Origin of the sequence: Microbulbifer sp. YPW1 (assembly GCF_013367775.1) — a bacterium.
Lineage (GTDB): Bacteria > Pseudomonadota > Gammaproteobacteria > Pseudomonadales > Cellvibrionaceae > Microbulbifer.
Genome location: NZ_CP055157.1, coordinates 557,562 through 578,772, shown reverse-complemented (window position 1 = coordinate 578,772; position 21,211 = coordinate 557,562). Strand labels below are relative to the sequence as shown.

At 59.8% G+C, this 21,211-nt stretch carries 16 protein-coding genes; 10 read left to right on the top strand and 6 right to left on the bottom strand.

The genetic code is table 11. The features are described from left to right. Positions 1-148 precede the first annotated feature (148 nt). From HUW35_RS02445 to HUW35_RS02425, 5 genes are all read right to left on the bottom strand, one after another. Positions 149-1,870, bottom strand: a complete 1,722-nt coding sequence (locus HUW35_RS02445; protein WP_255463431.1) for a bifunctional protein-serine/threonine kinase/phosphatase — start codon at positions 1,868-1,870, stop codon at positions 149-151. Between the two features lie 222 nt (positions 1,871-2,092). Further along, positions 2,093-3,559: a NarK family nitrate/nitrite MFS transporter gene (locus tag HUW35_RS02440; RefSeq protein WP_181254117.1), complete on the bottom strand. Its 1,467-nt coding sequence runs from the start codon at positions 3,557-3,559 to the stop codon at positions 2,093-2,095. Positions 3,560-4,053: 494 nt separating this feature from the next. Continuing rightward, the gene (locus tag HUW35_RS02435) at positions 4,054-5,124 is read right to left on the bottom strand and encodes a CmpA/NrtA family ABC transporter substrate-binding protein (protein WP_181254116.1); all 1,071 of its coding nucleotides are present in this window, start codon (positions 5,122-5,124) and stop codon (positions 4,054-4,056) included. Positions 5,125-5,172: 48 nt separating this feature from the next. Then, positions 5,173-5,763 carry an ANTAR domain-containing response regulator gene (locus tag HUW35_RS02430; protein ID WP_181254115.1) on the bottom strand — a complete coding sequence of 197 codons (591 nt, stop codon included), beginning with the start codon at positions 5,761-5,763 and terminating at the stop codon, positions 5,173-5,175. 5 nt (positions 5,764-5,768) lie between these two features. Then, entirely contained in the window at positions 5,769-6,935 is a 1,167-nt protein-coding gene (locus HUW35_RS02425; protein WP_181254114.1) for an alginate export family protein, read from the bottom strand. A gap of 369 nt (positions 6,936-7,304) precedes the next feature. Here HUW35_RS02425 and HUW35_RS02420 point away from each other — a divergent pair, with 369 nt between their 5' ends. The 6 genes from HUW35_RS02420 to HUW35_RS02395 all read left to right on the top strand — a co-directional run bounded on the left by HUW35_RS02420 (position 7,305) and on the right by HUW35_RS02395 (position 15,447). Next, the gene (locus HUW35_RS02420) at positions 7,305-7,928 is read left to right on the top strand and encodes a molybdenum cofactor guanylyltransferase (protein ID WP_181254113.1); all 624 of its coding nucleotides are present in this window, start codon (positions 7,305-7,307) and stop codon (positions 7,926-7,928) included. Between the two features lie 75 nt (positions 7,929-8,003). Continuing rightward, the gene (gene modA, locus HUW35_RS02415) at positions 8,004-8,840 is read left to right on the top strand and encodes a molybdate ABC transporter substrate-binding protein (RefSeq protein ID WP_181254112.1); all 837 of its coding nucleotides are present in this window, start codon (positions 8,004-8,006) and stop codon (positions 8,838-8,840) included. A 642-nt stretch (positions 8,841-9,482) separates the two neighbouring features. Then, positions 9,483-11,024, top strand: coding sequence for a Re/Si-specific NAD(P)(+) transhydrogenase subunit alpha (locus tag HUW35_RS02410; protein ID WP_181254111.1), 1,542 nt, complete (start codon positions 9,483-9,485; stop codon positions 11,022-11,024). 12 nt (positions 11,025-11,036) lie between these two features. After that, a complete protein-coding gene (gene pntB / locus HUW35_RS02405) occupies positions 11,037-12,434 on the top strand; it encodes a Re/Si-specific NAD(P)(+) transhydrogenase subunit beta (protein WP_181254110.1) in 1,398 nt (465 codons plus the stop codon). Between the two features lie 159 nt (positions 12,435-12,593). Then, on the top strand, positions 12,594-14,606 hold the full coding sequence (locus tag HUW35_RS02400) for a hypothetical protein (RefSeq protein WP_181254109.1): 2,013 nt from the start codon (positions 12,594-12,596) through the stop codon (positions 14,604-14,606). Positions 14,607-14,673: 67 nt separating this feature from the next. Next, entirely contained in the window at positions 14,674-15,447 is a 774-nt protein-coding gene (locus HUW35_RS02395) for a rhamnogalacturonan acetylesterase (protein ID WP_255463430.1), read from the top strand. A gap of 109 nt (positions 15,448-15,556) precedes the next feature. On the opposite strand, the gene yhbY is transcribed toward HUW35_RS02395, so the two are convergent. After that, positions 15,557-15,862 (bottom strand): ribosome assembly RNA-binding protein YhbY, encoded by a 306-nt coding sequence (gene yhbY / locus HUW35_RS02390; RefSeq protein WP_181254107.1) that lies wholly within the window; start codon positions 15,860-15,862, stop codon positions 15,557-15,559. 95 nt (positions 15,863-15,957) lie between these two features. Here yhbY and rlmE point away from each other — a divergent pair, with 95 nt between their 5' ends. From rlmE to glmM, 4 genes are all read left to right on the top strand, one after another. Continuing rightward, the gene (gene rlmE / locus HUW35_RS02385) at positions 15,958-16,578 is read left to right on the top strand and encodes a 23S rRNA (uridine(2552)-2'-O)-methyltransferase RlmE (protein ID WP_181254106.1); all 621 of its coding nucleotides are present in this window, start codon (positions 15,958-15,960) and stop codon (positions 16,576-16,578) included. A gap of 212 nt (positions 16,579-16,790) precedes the next feature. Continuing rightward, positions 16,791-18,701, top strand: coding sequence for an ATP-dependent zinc metalloprotease FtsH (gene ftsH / locus HUW35_RS02380; protein ID WP_181255434.1), 1,911 nt, complete (start codon positions 16,791-16,793; stop codon positions 18,699-18,701). Positions 18,702-18,860: 159 nt separating this feature from the next. Beyond that, positions 18,861-19,706 (top strand): dihydropteroate synthase, encoded by an 846-nt coding sequence (gene folP, locus HUW35_RS02375; RefSeq protein WP_181254105.1) that lies wholly within the window; start codon positions 18,861-18,863, stop codon positions 19,704-19,706. A 156-nt stretch (positions 19,707-19,862) separates the two neighbouring features. Further along, positions 19,863-21,203: a phosphoglucosamine mutase gene (gene glmM, locus HUW35_RS02370; RefSeq protein ID WP_181254104.1), complete on the top strand. Its 1,341-nt coding sequence runs from the start codon at positions 19,863-19,865 to the stop codon at positions 21,201-21,203. Positions 21,204-21,211: the final 8 nt, after the last annotated feature.

Genomic DNA, 21,211 nt, shown 5'->3' with positions numbered 1-21,211 from the left:
TCTCTGTGCCAACTTGCGGAAGAGTGCCAGACACAGGGAAACCTCAGGGTTTGTGCGGGCTATTAAATATTTTTCGGAATTGGGTGCGACAAATTGGTGCGGATTTAGAGTTTGCGCCCCAAGTTGGCACGTGGGCGCAGCTGGGCGGTTAAAGGAAGTACAAAAGGTGCGACAGGATCGCCAGTGCGGCCACTACCTGCCAGAACAGCAGGGGGTTGCGTTCCATCAGCGGCGGCTTTTCACGATTGATGAACCTGCTATTCGGTGTGCTGAGATCGTGCACGAACTCCGACAACGCCGGATAGCGGTTTTTCGGATCCGGTGCGCAGGCGCGACGCAGGGCACCGTCGATCCAATCCGGCAGATCATCCCGGTGCTGCTGTGCGCTGCGGTAACGCATGTTGGCGTAGCTTTTCAGGTGGTAGTGACTGCTGCCAAAGCGTTCCTTATAAGGATAGTGACCGGTCAGCAGCTCATAGGCGATCACCCCGAGGGAAAAAATATCGGAACGATGACTGGCCGCGTCCCCCATAAAGTATTCCGGTGCGCAATAATTTTTGCTTCCCGGCGGTGCGCTATCCTGATAACGAAGCAGCTCCTGCAGGCCCGCCGCATTTGCGCCGCCGAGATCGATCAGCTTCAGCCGCCCATCACTATCCACCATGATGTTTTCTGGCTTGAGGTCACCGTGCACAATCTCCAGCCGCTGCAGACGGCGCAACGCGCTCACCAGCTGCTGTACCAGATTGCGCACCTGATCCAGTGGCGGCTCTGGATTCAGCTGCATCCACTGACGCAGGTTCTGGCCGTCCACATATTCCATGATGTGGTAGAGAAACTTGCGGTCCTTGCGCGGCGGAAACACCTTGACCACCGCCGGATGCTCCAGCCTGCGCCCGGTCCATTCCTCCGCAATAAAACGCTCTATATAGGCCGGGTCGTCAGAGTAGTTTTCCGAAGGTGCCTTGAGCGCGCGCAGCTCCTGGGATTCCATATCCCGAACCAGATACAGATAACTGCGACTGCTCGAGTGCAACTCCTGTAGTACCTCGTACCCCTCGATCTTGTTGCCGGGCTGCAGGGGAGGAGGGAAGGGCAGATCGCCAGTGGCCAGCATCAGGTCATCAGTGCCCTGGGACTCCAGCGCATTCACCTGGCACAGCGCCAGACTCAGATTATCCGCGCTGCCATTATCCAGCGCCGCGGCAATAAGCGGCTGCGCCGCCTGCATTTCATGGGTGGAAAGAATCTCCGCAAACTGCGCCTGCGGCAGGAAATCGTGAATTCCATCGGTCGTCACACAGAACAGATCGCCCGCCTGTAATGGCTCCCGCCGGTAATCCACCTCGATATGCGCATCCATCCCCAGCGCCCGGCTCAGAAAAGTCCGCCCCGGCCCCAGCGCACGACTGTGATCCCGGGTGAGGCACTCCAGCTTGCCCTCGCGCAGACGATAGATCCGCGAGTCACCGATATGAATCAGGTGCGCCGTAGCCCCCTTCAACACCACCGCCGAAAAGGTCGTCAACCAGCCGCGCTGCACTTCATCCGCACCACCACTCTGCCGGTACAACCAACCGTTCAGCGCGTGCAATACCCGCGCCGCCGCCTGCTTTACCGACCAGGAATCCGGCGTGCTGTAGTAATCGGAAATAAACCCACTGATTGCCGCCCGCGCCGCAGCCCCTCCGGCCTCCGCACTGCCAACACCATCGGCAATCGCCGCCAGTGAACCGCGATAACGTCGATCACTGCCGGTGGCCCGATACACTGCCACCGCATCGTCGTTATATGCGCGCGGGCCGCAGTCGGTAGCGGTGGCGAATTCCAGGTTTTCAGAGTTGGAAGCCTGAAGATCGGAATCTGACACGATGGTGGTTTCGCAGGTTTGGTTCAAAGTAGTGTCGGTAACAGTATGGGATTCGAAGTTAAGCGATGCGCCGATAAAGGGTTTCGAGACCTTCAAAAACAGGATGTTTTTGCAGAGCCCCCAGGGATGGGTTTACGGCGTGTCTCGGAACCCTTTATCGGCGTAGCGCGCCCGGTAACCAACTAGCGGTACCCTGAAATTCAGGGGACCGCTTAAGATTACTCAGGCGACATCAATCAAAGAAACACTACCATCCGGCATGACTTCCGCCATCTGGCCTTCCGGCTCTTCCAGGAACAGCAAGGTAACAAAGCCCAGTACCGCAGTACATGCAATCACCAGGAAGAAGGTCTCGTAAGAAACCATGCTCAGAATAGTCAGGTAAAACACCGCACCCACATTACCGTAAGCACCGGTCATCCCCGCAATCTGCCCGGTCAGGCGACGCTTGATCAGCGGCACCACCGCAAACACCGCCCCCTCACCAGACTGCACGAAGAAAGAACAGGCCATCGCCGCAGCCACCGCCAGATACAACGGCCACTCCGAATTGATCATGCTCATGGTCAGGTAACCAATCGCCAGGCCCGCCGTCAGAATCAGCAGCGTACTCTTGCGCCCAAAACGGTCACTGATCAGACCGCCCGCCGGACGGGACATCAGGTTCATAAATGCATAAGCGGAAGCCAGCAGACCCGCCTTCACCGGATCCAGCGTAAACGTCTCCGAGAAAAACAGCGGCAGCATCGAAATTACCGCCAGCTCAGAACCGAAAGTGGCAAAGTAGAGAATGTTCAGCACCGCAACCTGCTTGAACTTGTAGCGGTGCATCGGCTCCGGCAGCTTCACAAAGACATCTTTATTGATGTCGTAACACTTTTTCGCATCGAAAGCGTAGAGTGCAACAAGTGAAACATAAATCGCGATAGCCACCGGCTGCGCCAGCATGCCCACACCGCTCGGGGAAAGCTTCCAGGCCAGCAGTGCCAGCGCCGCGTACATCGGCAGCTTCATGATCAACAACAGCACAAAGTCAGAAGGACTGGAAACTTCCATACCGCCGATTTTTTTCGGCTTGAAGTAAGTGCCGCCCTTCGGCGTATCGGTTACCGAGCGGTAGTAAATCACACTGTATACCAGCGCAATCACACCGGTGATACCGATCGCGTAGCGCCAGCCGTCCTCACCACCGAACAGCAGTGCGATGGTCGGCAGGGTCATGGCGCCAGCGGCGGAACCGAAGTTGCCCCAGCCACCGTAAATCCCCTCCGCGGTACCCAGCTGCTTCGCCGGGAACCACTCGGATACCATGCGGATACCGATGACAAAGCCCGCACCGATAAATCCCAGCAGGAAACGGCCAATGGCGGCCGCCATAAAGCTGTCTGCCAGCGCGAAGATAAAACAGGGAATACTGCCGATCGCCAGCAGCAGGGAGTAAGTCAGACGCGGACCGTACTTGTCCGTCAGCATGCCAATGATGACCCGCGCCGGAATGGTCAGCGCCACGTTCAGGATCAACAGGGTTTTTACCTGCTCAGAGGTCAGCGACAGGCTGTCGGCAATGGCCATCAGCAGCGGCGCATGGTTGAACCAGGCAAAGAAGGTAATAAAGAAAGCAATCCAGGTCAGATGCAGCACCCGGATCTTTCCCGTGAAGGAAAACAGATTTATTGAATTACTGGACATGGACTTATCCCGTTAGTTATGAATTTCTGGCCTGAAAGAAAAGGGCACTTCCCACATCGGGAGTCCCATCTCCAACAGGCTTAACAGCGGGGAGTTGAACGCGGTTTCTGATACTCGCTTTGTTAACTCTCTCTCATCAGCCACCTGCCATGCGGGCATAAAAAAAGCCCACGGGCACAGCTGGGCTGTTGCCGGTGGACTTCGTTGTCCGCTATTTCGTTTTTTGGTGCCGCGCAATACTCGTGGCGGTCTCCCTATTTATTATTCAAGTTCTGTGCCATATCTGGGCACAAGGGAGAAGCTGGTGCGTAGACCCGGTAATTATTGGGGCGTAATGGTATTGAGGGTGAAATCGGCGACATCGGGGGCTGTGGTAGCGCACCAATTGGTGCGCCAGCCCCCCACTGCTGCCCTGTTTTGGGGTTTTCCTGTGTGCCGAGGTGTAGGCTGGTGCACTCCGGTCGGGCAGCGGTGCTGTGCCCGACCGGGGAACATTAAACGGTACGGGTCTGATGCGGCGTTTTGTGACGGATAAAATCCAGGGTCTGCTGATACAGGTCCGAGCGGAACAGCTCCGCGCTATTATCATCGGTTGGCGCAATTTCGTTGCACAGTGCGAGCAGTTCGCGGGCCTTCTTTTCGGTGGGTCGGCCGTGTTCCGTGGTGGGGTTGGCGAACACGTGCCAGCCGGGGTTTTTACTCGGTGTCTGTCCACCCGGTGCCACCAGTTCGTCATCCAGGGAAGCGGCGATGGTGGCCGCGGGCAGATCCAGATATTCCGGGCGCGCGAGAATGGCCACGGCATCCCGGCGCTGGCTGCGGTCGCATAGCCAGGCGCAGGCTTCCAGCAAGGCGGCGCGCAGTGCCAGGTGGGTTGCCGGGTTGGCCTCGTGCCAGCTGCGGGTCACCGCCAGCACCTTTTCCGGCATGGTGGGCATCAGCGCGTTGCTCGGTGTAGCGATGACACCGATCTCTTCCTGTACCGCCAGCGTGTTCCAGGGTTCCCCCACACAGAAACCATCGATATCCCCGCGACGCAGGTGATCCACCATCTGCTCCGGCGGCAGTACCACGATACGCACATCGCTATCGGGGTTGATACCGGCGCTGGACAGCCAGTGGCGCAGCTGCAGGGTGTGGCTGGCGAAGGGGTACACGCTGGCGAAGGTCAACGGTTTGGCGTCCGCGTCGCGCTTGTCCAGGTGGGCCTTGAGTGCGGCGCCGGTGCCCTCGGGGTGATTGCCGAGGGTTTCGTACAGAGAGTGCGACAGGGTAATGGCGTTGCCGTTACAGCTCAGGATCAGCCCGCTGAGCAGTTGTTCGTCACAGTGGGGCAGGGTCTGCTCCAGGGTCAGCGGCATGGGGGCGAGAATGGATGCGGCATCGGCGGCACCGCCGATCAGCTTGTCGCGCAGGGTGGCCCAGGAGGTTTCCCGCTGTAGCTCGACCCGCAGGCCGTAGCGCTCGAAGAAGCCCAATTCGTGGGCGATGATCAGGGGCGCGCTGTCGGTCAGGCGCAGGTACAGGAGTTTCAGGTTGGGCTTTTCTGCTTGCAGGCTGCTCACGGTTTTACTCTCGAATTCTTTCATTTATTAATTGGCGCGGGCCGCACGTTATTTTGTCGGTGTCTGCAGGTGCGCGACTATCTGCTCCGCCACGTTGCGCATGGTGGAGTTGCTGTTCATGGCCAGGGTGCGAAGTGTCTGGTGTGCCGCCTGTTCGCTGATGTTCTTGCGCGCCATCAGCAGGCCCTTGGCGCGTTCGATAATCTTGCGCTCATCCAGCTGCTGCTGGGTGCGTTGCAGGGACTGGCGCAGGTGCTGGTAACTGCGGAACTGGGCCATGGCAATTTCGATGGCCGGCGCGACCCGCTCTGCGGATAGCCCCTCTGCCATATAGGCGCTGACCCCGGCCTCCACCGCACTGGTGATGAACTCGGCGCCGCCGCGGGCGGAAAACATCGCTACGGGTGTGGGGTTGTGCTGGTTGATGACCGAGAGGCTCTCGAGAATGTCGCGGTCGGGGGATTCGATATCGATCAGTACGATATCCGGCCGGTGTCGCTCTACCTGAAACAGCAGGCCCTCGGCACTGGAGAGTTGCGCAAGCAGCTTGTAGCCGGCAGCGGTCAGCTGCTCGCCCACCATAGCGGCGCGCTCTGGCTGGTCGTCGACCAGCAGAATACTAATGGGTGTCGTCGTCATCGCTCTTAGAACTTCAGTTCGAACTGCAGCCAGAATTTGTCCGTATCGCTGCTGAAATCGTCAGCGTCGTACGTGGCATATTTGGCGAGCAGGCCGATATTTTTTGTTATGGAATAGGTCGCTACCAGGTCGAGTTCGTTGCCGTACTCCTGGCTGTCGCGATCGCTATAGAATTTATGTACCTTCGCTGCAATCTTGATGCCAGAGACAACGACTGAGCCGCCAGCGTAGTAATCGCGGATGCCGTCTACCGGCGTGGTCAGGAACTTGTCGGCAAAGCCCTGAAATTTGTGCAGGGTGGCCAGCGGCGTCTGGAAGGCCCACTGGTCATCGCCCGTCAGCCACTCCGTTCCCACAACACCGGTTAACTTGTACTTTTGTACCGGCTTGGTACCGAATTCTGCGTTGTAATACTCCGCCCGGTAATCGTAGGGATTGCGGCCGATATCACTCTGGGTGGCGGCGCGCAGGTGCCAGCGGAAGGTGTCACAATCCACCGCCCACTCCAGGCCAACGGTGGCACTGGCGAGCTGTTCCTGCTCGTGGAAGTCGAGGCTGTAGATAAATCCCTTCAGGGTCTGGTTGGGGCGGATCTTGTAATCGACGTCCAGTGCATTGACCGGCCCACCGATATTACCGTCGGCGCCGTCAGGGCCGAAGATTCGGTTCACGTTCCACGAATAGGTGTAATCGAGGGACAGCCTGTCGTTAAAGCCCCACTCGGCGCGGAATGCGTCGTAAGTCTGTTCGTTCTGGCGCCAGGCCACCCCGCCGATAAAGCGCTGGTCGTCGTAGTTGATGCGCTGGCGGCCCACGGTGAATTTTCCCTGTTCCAGCGCATAGCTGACCTGGGCGCGATTCATTTCGCTATAGTCCGGATCGGCGATCACCGGGTACCGGGTTTTGCCGTTTTCGGTATTGTTGAATTTTTCGCTGCTGATATAGGTGACATTGTCGCCTTCCAGCAGAAACTCCCAGCCGTCCCAACGGCCGCTGGTCCAGGTGGCGCGGCTGCGCAGGGTGCCCGCGGTGGCGTGGTGGGGGAAGGCCACATCGCGCACGTGTTCATAGCGCGGGCGGAAATTCAGGTTGAAGGTGCTTTCGCGGATCATATCCCCGGCGTTCTGTACCACATTGTCATCGGCAAACACGAGGCAGGGGGCCGTACACATGAGAACTGCGCTAGCGGATAAAGTGTGTACAGTAGTATGCAGTGCTCTTTTGGAGCTTGAAGGCATGACATTCTCCCGGATACTTTCCATGGGCATAAAAAAAGCCCGGCGACACTGATTGTGTTGCCGGGCTTCTTTGCCAGTGGCATTTATACAATCAAAACTCGTACCAATTGATTCCAATCTAGCTGAGACTGGTAAAACTGTGGCCGCGCCAGTAAAAGTGGTGCACTGTGTGGCGCCGGACCGCACACTTCAGGTGCGAGCTGGTGTAATCATGCGTCGTAATGGTGCGAAAATTGGCGCGGCTAATTTGCTGCGGGTGTGCCCTGGGCGCGCCCCGGGTTGTACAGGAAAGATGTAAATCAGATGACCGTGAACTCTGAATTCTCCAGCGGGCAGGGCAGTCGGCAAGCGGTGGGCAAGCGTGTCTGCCCGGTGGTACTGGCTGGCGGGTTGTCCAGTCGCATGGGAAAAGACAAGGCACTGCTAAAATTATCCAATGGGCACACTCTGTTGGAGCAGGCCAAAGAGGTACTGGAGACTTTTACCCTGCCGCAAGGTGTCGAGCGACTGGCCACGCTGGTCAGCGGCACCCGCCCCGGGGGCGTGGCGGACCGGTACCCGACAGCGGGGCCGCTGGGTGGCCTGCAGGCTGTGGCGGCACACCTGCAGGCGTGGGAAATTCCCTGTGACGCCCTGCTGGTGATCCCGGTGGATATGCCGCTACTGAGCCCCGCGCTGCTGCAACAATTGTGTGCCGCCGGGCAGGCGGTGGAGCAGGCGGTGTGTTTCGGGGACTTTTACCTGCCCTGCTGGCTGCCGCTGGACGACCGCTGCAGGCGGTATCTCGACGCCGCAGCCCAGGGTAATGCCATCGCCTCCATACGCGCGCTGTATGGCTATGTCGGCTGTATGCAGTTGCCGGTACCCGCAGGGGACTGGCATTTGAACGTCAACCGGCCGGAGGACTTTCAGCGCCTGGCGCGCTAGGGGATAGCCTCTTCTCACAAGGCGGGGGCGCTGGGGGCTACGAATCAGGGTTCCGGGACAGGGAGGTATTTGTCCATGGCAACGCGGTTAATGATGTGCGCTCTGCTGTTGCTGCTCGGCGGCTGCGGCCTGCGCCAGCCCCCGGAACTCAAACTGGCGGTGGACGCGAGTTTCCATCCGGCGGTAGAGGTATTGCGCGAGGGGTTCGAGGCCGATTGCAACTGCAGGCTGCGCGTAACCGCCGGTGCCAGCGGCCTGCTGTATGGACAGATCCGCGCCGGCGAACCCTTCGACCTGTTTCTCTCCGCCGATACGGCGCGCCCGGTGCTGCTGGAAAAGGCCGGGCTGACGGTACCCGCAAGCCGCCAGACCTATGCCCGCGGCCAGCTGGCCCTTTGGGTCAGCCGCGAAATTTCCACCGATAAATCCTCCGGTTTTTCCACCCTCAGCGCAAAGCTCGCGCGCACCGACACTGCGCTCACTCCGCGGCAGTTGATTCTGCTGCTGGGGCGCGGCAAGCACAAAGTGGTGGTGGCGGACCCGCAACTGGCTCCGGACGGCGATGCCGCGGTAAAAATGCTCAAGAAGCTGCGCCTGTGGCCGCGCATGCGCGGGCGGGTGATTTATGCGGGGCACGCGGGTCACGCCAAGATCCTGTTGTACCAGGGGCAGGGCGATATGGGGCTGATCCCCTTCGGGCAGGCCCTGGCCACCGGCAGCCGCGGGCAGTTCATGCGGATTCCCGCGCACTTCTATCCGCCGATCCACCAGCAGATGGTTATTTTGCGCAGCACCCGTGAGCGCGCCCTGGCCATCCGGCTGCTGCAATATCTGCGTTCGGACGAGGTGCAGCAGCAACTGGCCGAACTGGGTTTTCTGGCAGCAGAAGATTCGTCTGCTGGCACTCGGTAAAATCGGGAGAAAAGCCGTACGCTAATCAACCAGTTTCAATAGAAAAAGTTTCAAGTAATTCCAATTTAATGAATAACCATAAATGGTTTTAATTGTTACCTATTCCAATGCTGAATTATTCCCATATCAAAGCGTTATTATTTTCACGATTAAATAGAAACAGTTTGGAATAGTTAATTAAATATTCTTTTATATGAACCTGTACGGATATTTTTTCGATAATTTTTCCATTCGGACAGTCTGCTCTCATCCGCTGCTAAATTTGACGAAATGTCACTAAAGTCATGTCCAGGCTGCGGTTTTTCGTTACTCGTGTAACTTAATCTACTGTTTTTTAACCGATTTTCGGCATTTTTAATAAAAATACGCTAAACGAGTAATAAGAATCCTCTATTTCCGTTGGCCTAATTTATTCTCTTTAATTCATCGTCCTGCCGAAACGGATTTAGTTTTCCGGGAAAAATTGTTTTTTCCGGAGAGGACCGCTTTCACGCCAAAATCAGATAATCCTGATGACGGGATGTGTTAATCGGGATTAAATGTCAGCGGTACATAATTGACCCGGAAAATCGGGTCGGCTCATTTTCAGAGCTTTATAAACTTTTATAACAATGACAATTTTTTAAAACGGGAGCACAAACGGTGATTATTGCCATACCAAAGGAGACCGCGCCGGGCGAGGCGCGGGTCGCGGCATCGCCAGCCAGCGTAAAGCGCTTACAGGCGCTGGGCTTTGATGTTGTCATCGAACAGGGGGCCGGTGAAGCAGCCAGCTTCCCCGATACGGAATACGAGCAGGCCGGGGCCAAGCTGTGTGCCAACGCAGCAGACTGCCTGAGCCAGGCGGGCATCGTACTGAAAGTACAGCAACCCAATGACACGGAGCTGGACCTGATCCCCAGCGGTGCCACCCTGGTGGCCTTCCTCAAGCCGGCGCAGAATGAAGCGCTGCTGAAGAAGCTGGCGGACAAAAACATCAACGCGCTGGCCGTGGAATCCATTCCGCGAATTTCCCGCGCACAGAAAATGGATGCGTTGAGCTCCATGGCCAACATCGCCGGCTACCGCGCGGTGATCGAGGCGGCCCACGAGTTTGGCCGTTTCTTTACCGGCCAGATCACTGCCGCGGGCAAGATCCCACCGGCCAAGGTGCTGGTCATCGGCGCCGGTGTTGCGGGCCTGTCCGCCATCGGTACCGCGAAAAGCATGGGTGCCATCGTGCGCGCCTTCGACACCCGCCCGGAAGTGCGCGAGCAGGTGGAGTCCATGGGGGCGGAATTCCTCACCGTGGAGATCGAAGAGGATGGCTCCGGCACTGGCGGCTACGCCAAGCAGATGTCGAAAGAGTTTATCGACGCCGAGATGGCCCTGTTCCGCGAGCAGGCCAAGGAAGTGGACATTGTCATCACCACTGCACTGATCCCCGGCAAGCCGGCGCCGAAGCTGTGGCTGGCGGACATGGTGGAAACCATGGCCGACGGTTCCGTGGTGGTGGACCTGGCCGCGGAAATGGGCGGCAACTGTGACTTTACCGAAGCGGACAAGAAAGTCGTCAAGAGCGGCGTGACCATCCTCGGTTACACCAACCTGGCGAGCCGCGCGGCTACCCAGTCCTCCACCCTGTACGCCACCAACCTGTGTCACCTGTTGACCGACATGACACCGGAGAAGAACGGCGAGATCGACATCAACTTTGAGGACGAGGCGATCCGCGGCGCCACCGTGGTCAAGGAAGGTGAAATCACCTGGCCGCCGCCCGCGCCGAAAATTTCTGCCGCACCGCCGCAGAAAAAGCCGGAGCCGCAGATTGAAGTAGAGCCCAAGCCGGAGAAGAAATCTTCACCGCTGTCCCTGGTGGCCTTCTGGGCCGTGGCCGGTGCACTGTTGCTGGCCCTGGGTAAGTCCGCACCGGCGGACTTTGTTGCCCACTTCACCGTGTTTGTTCTGTCCATCTTTATCGGCTGGCAGGTGATCTGGAATGTATCCCACGCCCTGCACACTCCGCTGATGAGTGTGACCAATGCCATTTCTGGCATCGTGATCATCGGTGCGCTGTTGCAGGTGGGAGCCACCGGTTCCTTCATCGTCACGGTGATGGCCTTTATCGCGGTACTGTTCGCCAGTATCAATATCTTCGGCGGGTTCTTCGTTACCCACCGTATGCTCAAAATGTTCCGTCGCTAAGGAGAAAGAGACATGAATAGTGTAATTTCCATGGCTTATCTGTTCTCCGCGGTGATGTTCATCCTGAGCCTCGGCGGACTGTCTACCCACGAGACCGCGAGACGCGGCAACTACTACGGCATGGTGGGTATGGCGGTTGCCATTATCGCCACCATTGCCGGTATCACTTCCGGTGCTTACCTGCCTGTGGCCATCGCCATGGGCGTGGGTGCGGTGATCGGTATCCACCTGGCGCGCAAGGTCGAAATGACTGCCATGCCGCAGCTGGTAGCCCTGCTGCACAGCTTTGTGGGTCTGGCCGCGGTACTGATTGGCTGGGGCGGTTACCTGGATCCGCGCATCAATCTCGAAGGTGCGGCGCACATCGTGCACAACTCCGAGATCTATATCGGCGTATTCATCGGTGCCATCACTCTGACCGGCTCCCTGGTTGCTTTCGGTAAACTGCAGGGGCTGATCTCCGGCAAACCGCTGATGCTGCCGGCGCGCCACTGGCTGAACCTGATCGCACTGGTGATCTGTGTGGTGCTGGGTGCCCAGTTCATTCCGGCGGACGTGAGCAGCGCCACCATCATCAACCTGCTGGTGATGACCGGTATCGCGCTGCTGCTGGGTATTCACCTGATCGCCGCGATCGGCGGTGCCGACATGCCGGTGGTGATCTCCATGCTGAACAGCTACTCCGGCTGGGCTGCGGCGGCCACCGGTTTCATGCTCAGCAACGACCTGCTGATCGTGATCGGTGCCCTGGTAGGCTCCTCCGGTGCCATCCTCAGTTACATCATGTGTCGCGGCATGAACCGTTCCTTTGTCAGCGTGATCCTGGGCGGCTTCGGTTCCGACGGTGAAGTGGCAGGCGCCGATGGTGAAGTGGAAGGTGAAGCGGTTGCCACCACCCACGACGAGCTGGCGGACGACCTGAAAGCGGCCAAGAGCATCGTGATCGTACCCGGCTTCGGTATGGCAGTGGCCCACGCCCAGCAGGCGGTGAGCGATCTCACCGACAAGCTGCGCAAGGCCGGCAAGACCGTGCGCTTCGGTATCCACCCGGTAGCGGGCCGTCTGCCCGGACACATGAACGTACTGCTGGCAGAAGCCAACGTGCCGTACGACATCGTGCTGGAGATGGAAGAGATCAATGACGACTTCCCGGAAACCGACCTGGTACTGGTGATCGGTGCCAACGACACCGTCAACCCGGACGCGGTGGAGAAGCCCGGTTCCCCCATCGCCGGCATGCCGGTACTGGAAGTGTGGAAGGCAGGCAAAGTGGTGGTGCTGAAGCGCTCCATGGCCTCCGGTTACGCCGGCGTTGCCAACCCGCTGTTCTACAAAGACAACTCCCGCATGCTGTTCGGCGACGCCAAAGACAGCCTGCAGAGTGTCCTCGGCAAGCTGAACCCGGCCTGATGCTCTCAGGACGGTAACGCACAGCCCGGAAACGGCCCCGCGAGGGGCCGTTTTTTTATGCCCGTCAGGCCTGTACAGGTGCCGGTAGAGAGTCTCGCCCATTGGTCAGGCCGGTGGTAACCTATGCCATCAGAGCACCAACTATAAAAAGATCTGAACATGGCAATCGTATCCCGATACCCGTTTTCCCGCCTCAGCGGGTTAAAAAATCCACTCCGGCTTCCCCTGGGAATTCTTGCGATCTCCGCACTCTCCACGCTTACCGCCTGCGGTGGTGGCGGGGGTGGTGGTTCAGATGACGGAGATACCGGCATCACACCCCCTCCCATCAATCAGGCACCGGCGGTGCTGACCCTGACCGGCGACGAAAGTGCGCAGGCGGGGGATTCCGTGGGGGTGGTGGCGAGCCTCACCGAGCAGGGTTACAACCGCTTCGTGTGGGAGCAGTTGTCCGGGCCAAACGTCGAGCCCCTTGCGGGTAACGGCTCCGCGGGTATCAGCTTCGACGCGGTGTTCAGCGGCCAGTACAGTTTCCAGCTCACCGCCAGCAATCCCCTGGGGGAGCAGCACACTGCAACCTTCGACATCTCTGTCGGGTCTGCAGCCAGCAGCGGCACCCAGGTCCAGCTGCGCGCGGACCGCTCGGTGAGCGAGGGCGCGGACTTTTCCCTGCGCCTGAATGCCAGTACGTCCAGTGGCACCAATCCGTCGTGGGAGTTTCGGCAGTTGTCCGGCCCCACCGCCCAGCTGAGCGAGGACGACTCCGGCCAGCCGCTGCTATTCGTTACCGCCCCGGAGGTCGCCGGTGACCAGGTGCTGGTGTTCGAGGGCACCCTGACCACCAGCGCCGGCTCCTTCAGCGACATTGCCTACGTAGTGGTGCAGGACCGCCCCGAGGTGACCAGCGAATACTTCTGTGATGGCGACGGCGACTACTGTGCAAAAAGTTCGCCCCTAAACAGTGTGTATACCTACCGCGCAGACAGCCCCTACCGGGATTACCTGGCGGACTGCGTCTATTCCAATCAGCTGGTGGACGAGAGCCTGTGCACCCTGCGCGATCTTCCCGCGATCGGTATGGAAAGCAGTGCGCCCTCCGTGGACCAGATCATGGATCACGTGCTGGTTTCCCACGACTGGATGGGCGCGCGTTTCGAGCGCTTCCTGAGCGAACTGGATCCCCACGATGATTTTGCGCGCCTGTTGCGCGCCACCACCGCGGTGGTGATCTCCAGTGATGTGCGCCCGTCGTTTTACTGGTCGCTTACCGGCGCCATCTATCTCGATCCAGAGAGCCTGTGGCTGACCCCGGAAGAGCGCGATGTGATCAACGAGCAGCCGGACTACCGCAGCGGCTTCGGTTCCGCGCTCAACTTCGTGACCCCCTGGCGCTACGTTAAAAATAACACCTACGCCTTCTCTTACTACTATCCGGCGGACCGCCTCAGTCGCAACTTCAGCGAGCTGGAGGCAGATCTGGGCTCGCTGCTGTACCACGAGCTGGCGCACGCCAACGACGCCCTGTCCCAGGACAAGATCAACAGCGGCCTGAACCCGGACGACATTTTCTTCAACCAGGCCCACGACAGCGCTTTCGTCAACGAATCGGTCACCGCGGTCTATGGTCCGATGTCCCCCGAGCTGTATGCCCTGGCAGATGTGCGCTACCGGGGTGCCGAAGCCACCCTGGAGCAGCAGTCCTACACGCCGAGGGATGTGGCCGGGTTCTTCTTCCCCGACAGCGCCAATGACTTCTACAGCTACACCACCCCCTGGGAAGACACCGCCATGCTGTTCGAGGAGGCCATGATGAGTCTCCGCTACGGCATCAAGCGGGATATCGCGGTGACCAATATGCCAATCCGTCCGCTGTCTGCAGACGACTACCAGGTGTACCAGGGGCAGCGCGGTCGCATCGGCGACGAGCGTATTCGCGAGCGCGCCAGCACCGCGGTGCTGGGCCTGTTGCCCGAAGCCTGGCCGCAGGCGGACGCACACCTGCGCACCATCACCCCGATCGCGCTGTGTGCCGGAGAGGGGTGGGGGCAGAACCTGAATCCCGCCTGCGTCGGCGAGTCCGGCCCGCTGCGCTTTGCCGCACCGCTGCCGAGCCGCGCCATCCCGATGCCCACCGAGCGTCCGCGCAGCTTCCTGCCACCGACCCGGTTCTGAGCGGCGGAACGTGAATCGAGCTGCGAATGAACAACAAGATAATCCACCCACAATGACGAGAGATGTTATGAAGTTTTTGAAACATTGGGCTGCCGCCAGTGCACTGGTTGCCGCCAGTGGCGCATTCGCCGCAGACGCGGAGACCACCATCTTCATGGCCGGTGACTCCACAATGTCTATCAAAGAGATCAAGGACTACCCGGAAACCGGCTGGGGCGTACCCTTTGCGGTGTTCTTTGCCGACGGCATCAGGGTGGAAAACCGAGCCATGAATGGCCGCAGCACCCGCACCTTTATCGAGGAAGGGCGCTGGAAAGGCATCATGGATGAGCTGCAGGCCGACGATTACGTAATCATCCAGTTCGGCCACAACGATGAATCCGAGAGCAAGAAAGACCGCTACACCACACCGGCGCAGTACAAGGCGAACCTTTCCCGTTTCATCAATGATGTGCGCAAGGCCGGTGCTGAGCCGATTCTGATGTCACCGATCACCCGTCGCTACTTCGACGGCGATAATAAGATCAAGCACACCCACCCCTACGCGCCGCTGGTGCGGGAAGTGGCCAAGCAGGAGAAAGTCGAGTTCATCGATATGGAAGTGGTGACCCGGGAATACTTCCAGGCCATGGGCGACCGCGACTCCGCGCTGCGCTTTATGCACATCGCGCCGGGCCTGCACCCCAACTATCCGGTGGGCGTGCGCGACGACACCCACCTGAACCAACTGGGTGCCCGGGAAGTGGCGCAGCTGGTACTGGCGGAACTGCGCAAGCGCGAGCACCCGCTGACCCAGCACCTGCGCACCCCGGATCCGAAGCATTTAGCGCTCAAATATTGATCTGGCGCTCAAATACTGAAACTAGCGTAAGTGATGAGAAGGGGCGGGCAGATGAAGTGCTCGCCCCGGCCCCAGACCCGGTTGCAGGTCTGTGGCCGCAGCGGGGCGATCAGGGGCGCAGCAGGTTGGACAGGCGGGCGTTGGGCTTGCCGGCCTTGCGGAAGATCAGGGCGATCTTGCCGATCTCCTGCACCAGCTCGGATTTGCTCTGCTGGCACAGCTCGGTGATCAGCTCGCGTCGCGTATCGCGGTCATTGACCGCCAGTTTGACCTTGATCAGCTCGTGATCCTCCAGGGCGCGGTTCAATTCTTCCAGCACACCTTCGGTCAGTCCCTTGTCGGCAACGGTGACAATTGGCTTGAGGCTGTGGCCGCGTGCGCGCAAGGCTTTTTTGCGGTCGGCTGTTAAAGGCATACAATACTCCATCCTTAAATTTAACCCATACTCGGGTAAGCAAGCGCGGGACACCAGCGCGGACAACCCCAGAAATTAGTGATGTATTGTAACTGATGGCCCGATCAAAGAGCAGCCACCGCTGGCTGCGTGAACATTTTAACGACCACTACGTCAAACAGTCCCAAAAAGAGGGCTACCGCTCGCGCGCGTCCTATAAACTGCAGGAGCTGCAGGACAAGGACCGCCTGATCAAACCGGGCATGACGGTGGTGGATCTTGGCGCTGCACCCGGGGGCTGGTCCCAGGTGGCGGCAGAACTGGTTGGCCACAAAGGTCGGGTTCTTGCATCGGACATACTGCCGATGGATGCCCTGGCCGGTGTGGATTTCGTCCAGGGCGACTTCACCGAGGAGGAGGTCTTCAACGAGCTGCTGGAAAAGCTCGGGGAAGATCGCGCCGACCTTGTGATTTCCGATATGGCCCCCAATATGAGTGGAGTGCGCGCTGTGGATCAGCCGGCCTCCATGTATCTGGTGGAGCTGGCGGTAGATATGGCGCGGCAGGTCCTGAAACCCGGCGGCGGATTTGTTGCCAAAGTGTTCCAGGGCGAAGGATTTGATGAGCTGATCCGCGATCTGCGCAGTCAGTATCAAACCCTCGTTACCCGCAAACCCGGTGCATCCCGTCCCCGCTCCCGTGAAGTCTACCTTGTAGCCAAGGGCTTCAAGGGCTGAGCCGGCACCGGATCCGCCGGTTTGGGTCAGTGCGCCCAGTGTGGTAAAAGTGAAGCAGTAAAAGCGCTAACGGGCCCTATACAGGGCCACTTTTGTGCCCGGATGACCGGGACGACAGATATACGATTTTCGCCGCCTATACTGGGTGGAATGGAATTACCGGCTAAGGCAATAGCCAAGGCGAAGGCAAGAGGGCATACCCTTTGAATGATATGGCAAAGAATCTGGTGTTGTGGCTGATCATCGCGGCTGTACTGCTGATGGTCTTTCAGAACTTCAAGCCGCAATCCCGGGACGAGTCCCTCAGCTATTCCGAGTTTGTGCAGGACGTGCAGGCCGGCCAGGTGAAAAACGCGCTGGTTGACGGCCTGGTGATTACCGGCGAAAAAGCCGATGGCAGTCGCTTCAAGACCATTCAGCCGCAGATTATCGACGACGAGCTCACCAATGAGCTGGTGCGCAGCGGCGTCAAGTTCAACGGCCGCGAGCCGGAATCCCCCAGTATCTGGCAGCAGCTGCTGGTGGCGAGCTTCCCGATCCTGATCATCATCGCCGTGTTCATGTTCTTCATGCGCCAGATGCAGGGCGGCGCCGGCGGCCGTTCCGGCCCCATGGCCTTCGGCAAGAGCAAGGCGCGTCTGTTAGGCGAAGACCAGATCAAAACCACCTTCGCCGACGTGGCGGGCGTGGATGAAGCCAAGGAAGACGTACAGGAGCTGGTGGAGTTCCTGCGCGACCCGTCCAAATTCCAGCGCCTCGGCGGTGCCATTCCCCGCGGCGTACTGATGGCGGGCCCTCCCGGTACCGGTAAAACCCTGCTGGCCAAGGCCATTGCCGGGGAAGCCAAGGTACCGTTCTTCTCCATTTCCGGTTCCGACTTCGTGGAAATGTTTGTGGGTGTGGGTGCCTCCCGGGTGCGCGACATGTTCGAGCAGGCCAAGAAGCAGGCCCCGTGCATCATCTTTATCGACGAAATCGACGCCGTCGGCCGCCACCGTGGCGCCGGTGTAGGCGGTGGTCACGACGAGCGCGAGCAGACCCTGAACCAGCTGCTGGTAGAAATGGACGGTTTTGAAGGCAACGAGGGCGTGATTGTCATCGCCGCCACCAACCGCCCGGACGTACTGGACAACGCGCTGCTGCGCCCCGGCCGTTTCGACCGCCAGGTATTCGTCGGCCTGCCGGATATCCGCGGCCGCGAACAGATCCTGAAAGTACATATGCGCAAGGTGCCGCTGGACGAGAAGGTGGACCCGCAGACCATTGCCCGCGGTACCCCCGGCTTCTCCGGTGCCGACCTCGCCAACCTGGTGAACGAGGCCGCCCTGTTTGCCGCCCGCGCAAACCGTCGCATGGTCACCATGGACGAGTTCGAGCGCGCCCGCGACAAGATCATGATGGGTGCCGAGCGCAAATCCATGGTGATGAACGAGAAGGAAAAGACCAACACCGCGTACCACGAAGCCGGTCACGCCATCATTGGTCGCCTGGTGCCGGAGCACGATCCGGTACACAAGGTCACCATCATTCCCCGCGGTCGCGCTCTTGGGGTGACCCAGTTCCTGCCCGAGGAAGACAAATACAGCCTGTCCAAGCGCGCCCTGGAATCCCAGCTGTGCTCCCTGTTTGGCGGCCGTATTGCAGAAGAAATGACCCTGGGTATCGACGGTGTTACCACCGGTGCCTCCAACGATATCGAGCGCGCTACCGATATCGCCCGCAACATGGTCACCAAGTGGGGCCTGTCCGAGAAGCTCGGACCGCTGCACTACGGTGAAGATGACAGCGGCCAGCCCGGTCACGGCAACCCGATTTCCGGTAAGACCTCCAACGAGATCGACGAGGAAGTCCGCCGCATCATCGACAGCTGTTACGACCGCGCGCAGAAACTGCTGGAAGACAACCGGGATATCCTGGAAGCGATGAAAGACGCGCTGATGGAATACGAGACCCTGGATGCAGAGCAGGTGGACGACCTGATGGCCCGCCGCAAGGTGCGTCCGCCCAAGGACTGGCACGACAACGACTACACCGGCGGCGGCCCTGCAGACGATGTGACCGAGGCCGATGAAAAGCCGAAGGACGGAGACACCCCGGTGGGTGGCCCGGTCAACGGCCACTGAGCTGAGCGCTCCGTCGCAGAAGATGCGGTACAAATGGGTGTACAATGCACCCCACGCGAAGCGGGCCACAGGGCCCGCTTTGTTTAACTGCAGTATCTGTCTCCGGCAATTGCCGCCGGCCAGACCCAACCCCGTTCACGAACACGTCCCGATACGCCTATGAAGTTGCTCTGCGGAACCCGCACACTGGATCTTTCCCGTCCCCAGGTCATGGGTATCCTCAATACCACCCCCGATTCCTTTTCCGACGGCGGCAGCTATTACGCCGGCGGCGGGCTGGATATCGACCTGGTATTGCGGCGCGCGGAACAGATCGTCAGCGAGGGCGGTACCATCATCGATATCGGCGGTGAGTCCACCCGTCCCGGTGCCGCGCCGGTTAGTGAGCAGCAGGAGCTGGAGCGCGTGGTGCCGGCGGTAGAGGCCATACTGCAGCGCATGGACGTGGTCATCTCGGTAGATACCAGCACCCCATCGGTGATGCGGGAATCTGCCGCGGTCGGCGCCGGCCTGATCAACGACGTGCGCGCGCTTACCCGCCCCGGTGCGCTGGAAGCAGCGGCGGCCACCGAACTGCCCGTGTGCGTCATGCATATGCAGGGGCAGCCCGGCACCATGCAGTCCAAGCCCGAGTACACTGATGTGGTGGCGGAAGTGCGCGCTTACCTCGACGCGCGCCTGGAGGCCTGTATTGCCGCGGGTATCCCCCGCGAGCGGGTGATCTACGATCCGGGCTACGGCTTTGGCAAGAACGACGAACACAACCTGGCCCTGTTGCGCAGCCAGCAACAGCTGGCGCCGCAGGATATTCCGCTGCTGGTGGGCCTGTCGCGCAAGTCCATGATCGGCCGCCTGCTGGACCGCAATGTGGACGAACGTCTGCCCGGCAGCCTCGCGCTGGCCATGCTGTCCGCCCAGCGCGGAGCACACATCATCCGTGTGCACGATGTTGCGGCCACCGTGGATGTGCTGAAATTACAGCAGATGGTGGACAACCCCGCGTAGGAGCCTGCCCTGCAGGCTAACCCACCCGGAGGTGAAAACTTGTAGGAGCCTGCCCTGCAGGCGAACCCACTCCACAGCTGTTCGCCTGCAAGGCAGGCTCCTACAGGGCACCGTGAAGGTTAAAATTAGCGATTGAACTCAAGAAGTAAGACTGAGATGACAAGAAAATATTTCGGCACCGATGGAATCCGCGGTCATGTAGGCGAGGGCGCCATCACCCCAGACTTCATGCTGCGCCTCGGCTATGCCGCCGGCAAGGTCCTTGGTGCCAACGGCAGCGGCCGCAAGCGCATCCTGATCGGCAAGGACACCCGCGTTTCCGGCTACATGTTCGAAGCTGCGCTGGAAGCGGGCCTGATCAATGCCGGCGTCGATGTCGGCCTGTTGGGCCCCATGCCCACCCCGGCCATCGCCTATCTCACTCGCACCTTCCACGCTCAGGCGGGGATCGTCATCAGCGCCTCGCACAATCCCTACCAGGATAACGGCATTAAGTTCTTCAGTGCCGACGGCAGCAAACTGCCGGATCAGGTGGAAGCCGAGATCGAGGCCGCCCTCGACCTGCCCATGGAAACCGCCAAGGACCTGGGCAAGGCGTGGCGGATCGACGATGCTGTCGGCCGCTATATCGAATTCTGTAAAGCGAGCACTCCCTGGCGCTACTCCCTGCAGGGGCTCAATATCGTGCTCGACTGCGCCAACGGCGCCACCTACCACATCGCACCCAAGGTGTTCCGCGAGCTGGGGGCAGAGGTGCACGCCATTGGCGTGCAGCCTGACGGCCTCAACATTAACCTGGAGTGCGGTTCCACCAAGCCCCAGCAGCTACAGCAGACCGTGGTCGAGCGCGGCGCGGATCTCGGCATCGCCTTCGATGGCGACGGCGACCGGGTCATGTTTGTGGACAGGCACGGCAACCTGATCGACGGCGACCAGCTGCTGTTCCTGATCGCCATCCATCGCCAGCAGTTCCTCGGTGGCTGCAGCGGCGTAGTGGGCACCCAGATGAGTAACTACGGCTTCGAGCTGGCGCTCAAGGATCGCGCCATCCCCTTTGCCCGCGCCAAGGTCGGGGACCGCTACGTACTGGAGAAGATGTATAAGAACGGCTGGACCCTGGGTGGGGAATCCTCCGGCCACATTGTGTGCACGGATGTGACCACCACCGGTGACGGCATTATTTCTGCTTTGCAGGTACTGCGTGCGGTGAGCGACTTCGGCGAGTCCCTGGACCAGCTCAGCCGCAAAATGGAGATGCTGCCCCAGCACATGATCAATGTGCGCCTCGCCAGCCGCGACGGCGTGCTCGAGCACAGCGATGTACAGGACGCCGTGGCCCAGGTGGAAGCCAAACTGGCGAACAGCGGCCGTGTATTATTGCGCCCGTCGGGCACGGAACCCCTGATCCGGGTCATGGTTGAGGGGAAAGACCCGGAGACCGTCAAACAGCTGGCCGGCGAGATCGCCAAGGTCGTGGAGCGGGTGGGCAACGCCTGATCCCGTCC